The following is a 10602-nucleotide window of genomic DNA, read 5'->3' on the forward strand; positions in this document are numbered from 1 at the left end:
TCACATGGACATCGTTTACACCCACCTGGAGCGTCGTAGCAGGGTCCTTGCCGATCCGACAGATGAGACGGGTGAGGTGTCCGAGGTGCTGGGCGCCCTTTGGGCGCATACGGCACTCGAGGACGGTCTGCAGCACGCCACCGCCCGTGCGCAGAGAGACCGTGTCGACCTGCTCGTGTACCTGCTCACGCGCGATCCCACCGCGCCCGGCTTCCGCAGCGCGACCTACCGCACTGCCTCCCTGCTCCACCGCTGTCACGCGGCTTCACCGCTGATGCAGCGCCGCTATCTGCCGCCCGACGTGCAGGCGTAGTCGCGTAGTCGCGTAGTCGACCGCTTTCCGAACGCCGCCGTGCCCGGTTCTTGCCTACGACCGCTGTTCCTGCAGGACAGCAGTCCGCACCAAACCTTCAGAGCGCTTCGTGCCTGAAGGCATTTCCCTGCGCCAGGTCCTCGCGATGGATGTTCCCGCGGGACAGCCGCAATGACGCGTACACCGCGCCTTCCCACCTGCCTGCCCTTGGAAGGGGAGATCAGCCATGCCTGCCATCCGCCGCCGCATCCGCGGGGCTTCCGCTGTCTCCGCTGGAGCAGCGGTCGCCCCGGTGTGCGTCGGCGACAGACCACATCGGCACTGAGACGGTGCCGCGGCGCAATCCCATTGAACAGCAGGCGAAGCGAGGTGTGATGTCGAACCAGCTCGACAATCCCAACGGCAGTTTCTACGTCGTCGTCAACGATGAAGGCCAGTACTCGATCTGGCCCGAGGTCGTGGATGTCCCGGCCGGATGGACGGTGCGCCACGGCGCGACCGACCGGTCAGCGTGTCTCGAGTACATCAACACGCACTGGACCGACATGCGCCCGCTGAGCCTGGTGGCTCACATGGCGCAGACCTCCGCCGACTGTCCGGGGGAGCAGCGATGACCACCGACAGCACGGATGCCGTCCTCCGGGCGGCCCGTGTGCCGGGCGAGCCGGGAAGCACCCGATCCCGCCTGGACACGATGTCCGCGGCCAAGCGCGCCCTGCTCGCCAAGCGGGTCGCCGGGCGACGCCCGGCGAACGAGGCCACCATCCAGCCGGTGCCGCGCGAGGGGCGGCTGCCGCTGTCGAACGCCCAGCGCCGCCTGTGGTTCATGGAACAGCTGAACCCCGGCGGGATGATGTTCAACGTCTCGGTGGCCCTGCGCTTCGAGGGGACGCTGCGGCCGGACGTGCTGGAGCGGGCGATCCGCGACGTGCTGCGCCGGCACGAGTCACTGCGCACCGTGTTCCCGTCCGTCGGCGACGAGCCGGTGCAGCGGATCCTCTCGGATCTCGACGTGGACCTCACGCCCGTCACCCTGCCGGCCCCCACCGCCGGGAGCCGCGAGGACGCTCTGCGTGAGGCGCTGGTTGCGGAAGCGTCGCGGCCCTTCTCCCTGGAACACGGACCTCTCGCCCGTGTCACCCTCTTCCGGACCGGAGCCGAGGACCACGTCCTGCTGCTGGTCGTCCACCACAGTGTGTGTGACGGCTGGTCGATGAGCATCGTCGTCGACGAACTGCTCGCGCTCTACGGGGGCTGGGCGAAGGGCGTCGAAGCCGGACTGAAGCCGCTTCCGCTCCAGTACGCGGACTATGCCGCCTGGGAGGCCGGGCCCGAGCGCACCGCACAGCTGGAGGAGGGGCTGGCCTTCTGGCGCCGGTCCCTGGGCGGCGCCGTGCCGGTCATCGAGCTGCCCTTCGACCGGCCCCGCCCGCCGGTACAGAGCTTCCGCGGCGCCCGTCACCGCTTCTCGCTGCCTGCCGGCATCTGGCCGCGGGTCAAGGAGATCGCGGCGGACGAGCACGCGACCCCCTTCATGGTGCTGCTCGCCGGCTTCGCCGCGCTGCTGTCGCGCTACACCTCGCACGACGAGGTGACGGCGGTGACTCCCGTGGCCAACCGGCCGCGCGCCGAGCTGGAGTCCCTGGTGGGCTTCTTCGCGAACTCCCTGGTGCTGCGGGTGGACACCTCGGGCGAACCGGACTTCCGCGAGTTGGTCGGCCGGGTCCGTGACCTCACCCAGGAGGCTCTGGCACACGGCGAGGTGCCCTTCGACCGTGTCGTCGAGGCGGTCGACCCGGCCCGCGACCTCAGCCACACGCCGCTCGCCCAGGTGCTGTTCGCGCTCGTCCAGGATCCCGCGCTGGACGTCGCCCTGGACGCGATGAAGGTCAGCGTGGTCGAGCACCACACCGCGTCCGCCAAGTACGACCTGAGCCTGGAGGTCTGGCCCGGCGCCGACGACGTCCTGCACGGTGTCTTCGAGTATGCGACCGACCTGTTCGAGGCGGCGACCGTGGCCCGGATCGGTACCCACCTGGGCATCCTCCTCGGCGGGCTCACGCAGGACCCCGGGACCCGGATAGGCGATGCCCCCCTCCTCTCCGAAGAGGAGCTGCGGGAGCTGGTCGTCGACCGGAACCGCACCGAGGTCCCGGCCTTCGGCGACCGGCCCGTCCACGAGCTCTTCGAGGACCAGGTACGCCGTACACCGGACGCGATCGCCCTCGTCACCGACGAGCGGCGACTGACCTTCGCGGAGTTGAACACCCTCGCCGACCGGCTCGCCCACCGCTTGCGGTGTGAGGGCGTCGGCCCGGAGGAGCGTGTCGCGCTCTTCCTCGAGCGCGGCGTCGATCTGGTGGTCGCGGTACTGGCGACGCTGAAGACCGGTGGCGCCTACGTGCCGCTGGACACCGCCGACCCGGCCGAGCGCATCGCCTACATGCTCACCGACGCGGACGTCCGGGTGGTCGTCACCGACACCCTCCGGGCGGCCGCGCTTCCGCAGACCGGGGCACACGTCCTGATCGCGCACGAGGTCCTTGGCACCCCGGTGCCCGCCGACGCCCCGGCGCACCCCTGCCCGCAGCCCGACAACGCCGCCTACGTCATCTACACCTCGGGTTCGACCGGACGCCCCAAGGGCGTCGTCGTCACCCACCGGGGGCTCGGCAACTACCTGGAGTGGAGCGTCCGCGCCTACCGGGTGGCCGACGGCGGCGGCGCTCCCCTCGTCTCGCCGTTGCGCTTCGACCTGTCCGTCACGACGCTCTTCTGCCCGCTGCTCGCGGGCAGGCCGGTGGTCCTGGTGGCGGAGGGGCAGGAGCTGGACCGGCTCTGCGGCATGCTCGGCCGAGACCTCGACTTCGGGCTGGTCAAGCTGACGCCCGCCCACCTGGACGCACTCGACAAGTCGGCGCCGCCCGTCGGGATCGAGGCGGACGGCTACCTGGTCGTCGGCGGGGAGTCCCTGCACGGTGGCACCGTCGCGGCCTGGCGCGAGCGCGCCCCCGGCTTGCGCGTGGTCAACGAGTACGGTCCCACCGAGACCGTCGTCGGCTGCTGCGTGTACGAGGTGGACGAGCACACCGATCTGTCCGGCACCGTTCCGATCGGCCGGCCCATCGCCAACACCCGGCTCTACGTGCTGGACGCCAACCTCAAGCCCGTCGCCCGCGGCGCGGTCGGTGAGCTGTTCATCGGCGGTGCCGGAGTGGCCCGCGGCTACTGGAACCGCCCCGACCTCACTGCGGAGCGCTTCGTTCCCGATCCGTTCGCGGCCGAGCCCGGAGAGCGCCTCTACCGCACCGGTGACCTCGTGCGGATTCGCCCCGACGGCGAGCTGGAGTGCCTCGGCCGGGTCGACACCCAGGTGAAGGTGCGCGGCTACCGGGTCGAGCTGGAGGAGATCGAGGCCGCTCTGACGCGCCTGGCCGCCGTCCGCGAGGCCGTGGTGCTGCTTCGCGAGGACCGGCCCGGCGAGCGCAGGCTCGCCGCCTACGTCACCCCCGTGAACGACGGGGCCTCCCGGTGCGCCGAGGAGGACCTGCGCGCCGAGCTCCGCGCCGGCCTGCCCGAGTACATGCTCCCGGACCACTTCGTGGTGCTGGACGAACTGCCACTCGCCCAGAGCGGCAAGGTGGACCGCCGCGCGCTGCCCCAGCCCGTCACGGACGCCCCCGACGTGGCCACCGACCTTCCGGTCACGCCGTTGGAGCGGGTCATCGCCGAGATCTGGGCCGACGTCCTGGGCCTGCCCTCGGTCGGCCGCGAGGACAACTTCAATGCCCTGGGCGGGCATTCGCTGCTCACCGTGCAGGCCGCCGCCCGCCTGCGCAAGGCTCTCGACGTCGACCTGCCGCTCGGGGTGTTCCTGGAGGCGCGGACCCTCGCCGACCTCGCTCAGCGCATCGAGGCCCTCGGCGGACGCGCGCCGCGCCCCGGCCTGGTGACCGCCCCGCGCACCGGCCCGGTCCCGCTGTCGTACGCACAGGGACGCCTCTACTTCATGAGCCGTCTCGCCGAGGACAGTTCCTTCTACAACGTTCCGATCGCCCTGCGCTTCGACGGCGCCTTCCGGCCGGATGCGTTCCGGGCCGCGTTCGCCGCGCTCTGGGCCCGGCACGAGGGGCTGCGCGTCCGCTTCCCGTCGCCCGACGGCGACCCCGTCCAGGAGTTCCTGCCGGCCGAGGCGGTCCCCTTCGAGGAGAGCGATCTGACGGGCACGGCCGACACCAGGGCCCGGCTCGACACGCTCGTACAGGAGGAGGCCGGCCGGCCGTTCGACCTGGCGCGCGGGCCGTTGCTGCGCGGACGGCTCCTCCGGCTGGCCCCCGACGCCCACGTGGCCCTCCTCACCTTGCACCACTCGGTGTCCGACGGCTGGTCCGTCTCCATCGTGATGGACGAACTCATGGCCCTCTACCGGGCGTTCGCCGCGGACCAGCCCTCGCCGCTCGCCCCGCTTCCCCACACCTACGTGGACTACACGTTCTGGCAGCGCTCCTGGCTGGACGAGGAGACCCTCGACGCACAGCTCGGCTACTGGAAGCAGCAGCTCGGCGGGGCGCCGATGCTCGACCTGCCCACCGACCGGCCGCGTCCCGCGGTGCAGAGCTACCGGGGCGCCCGGCACGAGGTGGCGTGGTCGCGCGAGCTGTCCGCCGCGGTCGCGGAGCTGGCCCGCCGCGAGGGCGTCTCGCTGTTCATGGCGCTGCTGGCCGGATTCGACGTGCTCATGGCCCGCGTGAGCGGCCGGCGCGACGTCACCGTCGGCACGCCCATCGCAAGCCGGACGATGACCGAGCTGGAGAGCATCGTCGGCTTCTTCGCCAACACCCTGGCGCTGCGCGTCGACCTCGCCGGCAATCCGACCTTCACCGAGCTGCTCGCACGCGTCAAGAAGACCGCCAACGGTGCCTACGCGCACCAGGACGTCCCCTTCGAGATGGTCGTCGACGCCGTCGCCCCGCAGCGCAGCCTCAGCCATTCGCCGCTGTTCCAGGTGCGGTTCGCGCTCCAGAACATGTCGGGCGGCCTGCCCGATGCGGGGCAGGGGCTCACCCTCAGCGAGATCGAGAGCGAGCAGGTCACGGCCCGTTTCGACCTCGTCGTCGACCTGTGGGAGAGCGAGGACGGCCTTCAGGGGCACGCCGAGTACAGCACCGACCTCTTCGACGCGCAGACGATCGCCCGTCTGATGCAGCGCTTCGAGGCGCTGCTGGGACGCCTCGTCGCCGACCCGGCACAGCGGGTCTTCGACACGGACCTCCTGCTGTCCGGTGAGCACGCCGAGCTGGACGCCCTGTCCGGCACCGCTGCCGAAGCGGACGGCCGCAGCTTCCTGGAGCGCTTCCGGGAGCAGGTGGCGCGCATGCCCGCAGAGCCCGCCGTCACCTGCGGCGCGACCACCCTCTCGTACGGAGAGCTGGGCCGCCGCAGCGAGCAGCTGGCCCGGACGCTGCGCGGCCACGGCGTCGGCCCCGAGACCGCGGTCGCGGTGTACCTGGAACGCGGTACGGACCTCGTCGTCGCGGTGCTGGCGGTGCTCCAGGCAGGCGGCGCGTACCTGCCGCTGGACACGGCCTACCCGCGTGAACGGCTGGCCGAGATCGTCGCCGACGCGCGGCCTGAGCTGGTCCTGACCTCGCGCGACCTGGAAGCCGGGGCACCGGTCGTACCGGGCGGGCGGCTCCTCCTGGAGACTGCTCCAACTGCTCCAGGGGCCGCCGACGCGGCCGCCGGCGAGCTGTCGCCGGCGCGGTGCCTGTCACCGGACCGTCCCGCGTACGTGGTCTACACCTCGGGCACCAAGGGGAAGCCCAAGGGCGTGGTGCTCACCCACACCGGGCTGGACGCATACGTGCGCTCACTGCCCCGGGCCCTGGAACTGCCCGGGCGCCCTGTGGTCCTGCACACCGCCTCCTTCGCCTTCTCCTCCTCCGTCCGCCAGCTCATGGTGCCGCTCGCCCACGGCGGCCGGGTCGTCGTCGCCACCCGGGAGCATCTCGCCTCCCCCGACGAACTCCTGGCCTACGCGGCCCGCAACGGCGTGCAGGTACTGGACCTCGTGCCCTCCTACCTGCGGGTCGTCACACCGGCACTCGACCGCACGGACTGGCGGCCGGAGTGCGTCCTCACCGCCAGTGAGCCACTGCTCCAGGACCTGCCGGAGACGATCCGCAGCCGGCCCGGCGCGCCACGCATGGCCAACATGTACGGCCAGACCGAGACCACCGGCATCGTCGCCACCGCGCCCGTCGCCCCCGAACGCACCGGCCGCGGTGTGGTGGTGCCGCTCGGCCGCCCGCTCGACGGCACGCGCATCCACATCGTCGACGACGAACTGCGCCGGGTCCCGCCCGGTCACCCCGGGGAGATCCTCGTAGGCGGCCCGAGCCTTGCCCGCGGCTACCTCGGGGACCCGGAACTGACCGCGGCGCGGTTCGTCCCGGACCCGTTCGGCCCGGCAGGCGGACGCCTCTACCGCACCGGCGACCGCGGGCGGTTCCTGCCCGGCGGCGCGCTCGAGTTCCTCGGCCGCATCGGCGACCAGGCCAAGATCCGCGGTCACCGGGTCGAGCCCGGCGAAGTCGCCTCGGAGCTCGCCGCGCTCGACGGCGTGCACGAGTGTGCCGTGTTCTGCGTCGAGGACGCAGCGGACGAGCGGCGCCTGGTCGGCTACGTCACGCTCCGGCCCGGCACCGCCGTCACGGCCGCGGGACTGCGCGCCGGCCTCGGGGAGAAACTGCCCGACTACATGATTCCCACGATCGTCACGGTCGCCTCCCTGCCGCGTCTTTCCAACGGCAAGGTCGACCGCGTGGCGCTCCTCGCGATGGAGGCGACACCCGTGCAGACCCGCACCACCCCCGCGGCCGGGGCTCCCCGCCTCGCCGCCGACGACACCGGCTACCTCGACAGGGTCGTCGAGCTGGTCTCCATCTGGAAGGAGGTGCTGCGGCTGGCGAAGGTCGGTACGCACGACGACTTCTTCGAGCTGGGCGGTGACTCGCTGCATGCGATCCGGGTGGTCGACCGGGCGCGCAGGGCGGGCATCGGGATCACGCCCGCGCAGTTCATAGCGAACCCGACCATCGCCGGTCTCGCCGCCGTCGCCACCGATCCGCAGGCGCCCGGCGTCCAGTACCGGGAGACCCTGGCGGGGATCTGGCAGGAGGTGCTGCGGCTGCCGGAGGTCGGCCACGACGAGGACTTCTTCGAGCTCGGCGGTGACTCGCTGCATGCGATCCGGGTGGTCGACCGGGCGCGCAGGGCGGGCATCGGGATCACGCCCGCGCAGTTCATAGCGAACCCCACCATCGCCGGTCTCGCCGCCGTCGCCACCGACCGCACCGAGCCGGGTGAGGGGCCCGCCGATACCGGCGCCGTCCCCCTGGTGCCCTCGAACCTCGCTTTCCAGGAGCGGGACTTCGCCGACAAGCACCTCTACACGCACATCTTCATGTTCGAGACCCTGGAGCGACTGGACCCGGCGCTCATGGAGCGAGCGGTGGCCGCGGTGGTCTCCCACCACGACTCTCTGCGCATCTCCTTCCCCAAGGGGGGCGGCGCCCACTCGGTGAAGATCCACGACCGCTTCGAACAGCAGCTGTTCACCTTCGTCGACCTCTCCGCCCTCGACTCGGCAGCCCAGGACGTCACCTTCCGGCGGCTGGACACGACGCTGCACCGCAAGGTCGACTTCGAGCACGGGCCGCTCCTGCACTTCGCCCTGGTGCGCTTCGGCGCGGACCGGCCCGACCGGCTCGTGGCCATCGTCCACCACCAGCTGATGGACAACAGCTCCTGGAGCGTTCTGACCGAGGACCTCCAGGCCGCCTACCTCGCCGTTGCCGACGGCAAGGAGCCGCAGCTGCCGCCGCTGACCGCGTCCTTCGCTCAGTGGGCACGCAACCTCGACGCACTGGCGCGCTCCGCCGACATGGACGAGGACGCCGCCTACTGGACCGCCCTCGCCGGACGGGCCGTCTCGCACTGGCCGCTGGATCACCAGAACGGCGTGGACAGCATGGCGTCCGAGGACTCGGTGCTCGTCGAACTGAGCGGCGCGGACACCGCCGCGCTGCGCCGGCTGATCCGGCGCGACTACGGGCTGACCCTCAACGACCTGCTGCTCGCCGCCGTCCTGAAGGGCTTCGCCGACTGGACCGGCCAGAATTCGGTCCTCGTCGACCTCGTCTCCCGCGGCCGTGAACTCGGTGGCGAGGACCTCGACCTCTCGCGCGCCATCGGCCGCTTCTCGATGACCTCGCCGCGACTGCTCGACCTGCCGGCCACCCCCGGCACGCACGCCCTGCTCGACTCGGTCGCCGAACAGCTCAGGGCCGTGCCGCGCAGCGGCCTCGGTTTCGGCCTGCTCCGGTACACCGGCGCCCGGCCGGACGTCGCCCAGGCCCTCGCCCCGCTCGGCAAGCCGGACATCCTCGTCAACAACTGGGGTGAGGTCGGGAAGTTCACCGACGACTCGCCGCTGCTCGGCGCCCCCATCGAGGACGCCTGGCCCGCGCCCGAACTCCAGCGGATGCACCGGCTCATCGTCGACGGCCGCGTGTACGACGGCGCGCTGCGCCTCGGATTCCGCTTCAGCCGCAATCTCAACGACCGCGACGGCATCGCCAAGCTCGCAGCCCTCGTCGAGGACGTACTGCGCGCGATGGCGGACGACGCCGAGTCCTGAACCCCACGAAGCCAGAGAACGGATCACAAGACATGACTAGCAACGTGAAGGAATCCCTGCTCTTCCCCGAACAGGGGTGCGTGGCACTCTTCGAGGCCACGGAGCCGGGCCTCTCCCCGGTGGCATGGGCCGAACAGCACTCCGACCTGGTCGCCGAGCGGCTCGCCACGGCCGGCGCCTGCCTGCTGCGCGGCTTCGACGTCCCGGACGAGAGCGTCTTCTCCGGGTTCGTGCGCGTCTTCGGCGAGGAGCTCAACGAGTACACCTACCGCTCGACCCCGCGCACCAAGGTCGGCGACGTCTACACCTCGACGGAGTACCCGGCCAGCGAGGTCATCCCGCAGCACAACGAGATGGCCTACACCAGCACCTGGCCCGAGCGCCTCTGGTTCTACTCCGCCGTCGCGGCCGTCTCCGGCGGCGAGACCCCTCTCGCCGACAGCCACGCGGTCTACGAGAGCATCCCCGCCGATGTCCGCGAACGCTTCGAGCGGCACGGAGTGCGCTACGTACGCAACTACCGTGCAGGTCTCGGCATCTCCTGGCAGGAGACCTTCCCCGGCATGGACCGCGAAGGGGTGGAGCGCTTCTGCGCCGAACGCGACATCGCCGTCGAATGGCTGGACGGCGGCGACTCGATGCGCACCACCGAGACCTGCCAGGCCGTCACCGTCCACCCGGTGACCGGCAAGACGCTGTGGATGAACCAGGCCCACCTCTTCCACGTGTCCAACCTCAACGAGGCGACACGGCTCGCGCTGATGGAGCTGATGAAGGAGGAGGACCTCCCGCGCAACGCCTACTACGGCGACGGCAGCCCGATCTCCGACGCCGACCTGGCCGCCGTCCGCAAGGCCTACGAGGCGGAGAGCCTCGCCTTCCCCTGGCTGGCCGGGGACCTCCTGGTCATCGACAACCTGACCCTCTCCCACGGGCGCAATCGGTTCGAGGGCCCCCGCAAGGTGCTCGTCGCCATGACCGGCTCGCTGTCCAGCCGCTCGGAAGCCTGACGGCCGGCCGTGACCACCACTGCATCCTTCGAGGCGAAGGTCGCCTTCCTCCAGCAGCACGGCGTTGACGACCTCGCCCACTCCAGCGCCGACCTCCTCGCACACCTGCAGGGCGTCCACGAGCTGCTGCGCCGATGGGGCTGCCGTCCACAGCTGTGCGATGCCGGGCTCTTCCACTCGGTGTACGGCACCGAGATCTTCCCCACCGGAGCCGTCCCGATCGCACTGCGCCCGGTCGTGCGCGGTCTGATCGGAGAGGAGGCCGAGACCCTCGTCCACCTCTTCGGCACCGTCTTGCGGGCCGCGATCTTCGACGCCGCGTTCGACGGAGCCCCCTTCCTCCTGGAGACCCGTACGGGCGGGCAGGTCGGCATCACCGACCAGCAGTACGCCGATCTCGCGGTGCTCACCGTGGCCAACTGGCTCGAACAGCGGCCCCGCTTCCCGGAGTCCAGCCGGAACAGCCGGGCGCGCGAGTTCCGGTCCATGTGTCCTTTCCTGCCCACCACCCCCCGGCAAGCGCTGGAAGAGGCCTACCGCTTCCGCCCGCTGACCCAGCCGACGACCTGAAACGAGAC

General features: G+C 71.3%; 5 protein-coding genes. All 5 read left to right on the forward strand.

Features of this window, described 5'->3' with window-relative positions; translation table 11 throughout:
• Positions 1–4: 4 nt before the first annotated feature.
• The 5 genes from OG898_RS15250 to OG898_RS15270 all read left to right on the forward strand — a co-directional run bounded on the left by OG898_RS15250 (position 5) and on the right by OG898_RS15270 (position 10594).
• On the forward strand, positions 5–313 hold the full coding sequence (locus OG898_RS15250) for a hypothetical protein (RefSeq protein ID WP_266957395.1): 309 nt from the start codon (positions 5–7) through the stop codon (positions 311–313).
• Between the two features lie 374 nt (positions 314–687).
• Positions 688–927: an MbtH family protein gene (locus OG898_RS15255; RefSeq protein ID WP_323182642.1), complete on the forward strand. Its 240-nt coding sequence runs from the start codon at positions 688–690 to the stop codon at positions 925–927.
• Positions 924–9014 carry a non-ribosomal peptide synthetase gene (locus OG898_RS15260; protein ID WP_266957397.1) on the forward strand — a complete coding sequence of 2697 codons (8091 nt, stop codon included), beginning with the start codon at positions 924–926 and terminating at the stop codon, positions 9012–9014. Before OG898_RS15255 ends, OG898_RS15260 begins: the two co-directional genes overlap by 4 nt.
• Positions 9015–9046: 32 nt before the next feature.
• Positions 9047–10024 carry a TauD/TfdA family dioxygenase gene (locus OG898_RS15265; protein ID WP_266957399.1) on the forward strand — a complete coding sequence of 326 codons (978 nt, stop codon included), beginning with the start codon at positions 9047–9049 and terminating at the stop codon, positions 10022–10024.
• 9 nt (positions 10025–10033) lie between these two features.
• Positions 10034–10594, forward strand: a complete 561-nt coding sequence (locus tag OG898_RS15270) for a DUF6817 domain-containing protein (RefSeq protein ID WP_266957401.1) — start codon at positions 10034–10036, stop codon at positions 10592–10594.
• The last annotated feature ends 8 nt before the right edge of the window (positions 10595–10602 follow it).

The sequence above is a fragment of the Streptomyces sp. NBC_00193 genome (assembly GCF_026342735.1).
Classification (GTDB): domain Bacteria; phylum Actinomycetota; class Actinomycetes; order Streptomycetales; family Streptomycetaceae; genus Streptomyces; species Streptomyces stoeckheimensis.

Bases quoted from the DNA above. Each gene is read 5' to 3' on its own strand.
- OG898_RS15250 (WP_266957395.1), top strand. From the start codon at position 5: ATGGACATCGTTTACACCCACCTGGAGCGTCGTAGCAGGGTCCTTGCC.
- OG898_RS15255 (WP_323182642.1), top strand. From the start codon at position 688: ATGTCGAACCAGCTCGACAATCCCAACGGCAGTTTCTACGTCGTCGTC.
- OG898_RS15265 (WP_266957399.1), top strand. From the start codon at position 9,047: ATGACTAGCAACGTGAAGGAATCCCTGCTCTTCCCCGAACAGGGGTGC.
- OG898_RS15260 (WP_266957397.1), top strand. From the start codon at position 924: ATGACCACCGACAGCACGGATGCCGTCCTCCGGGCGGCCCGTGTGCCG.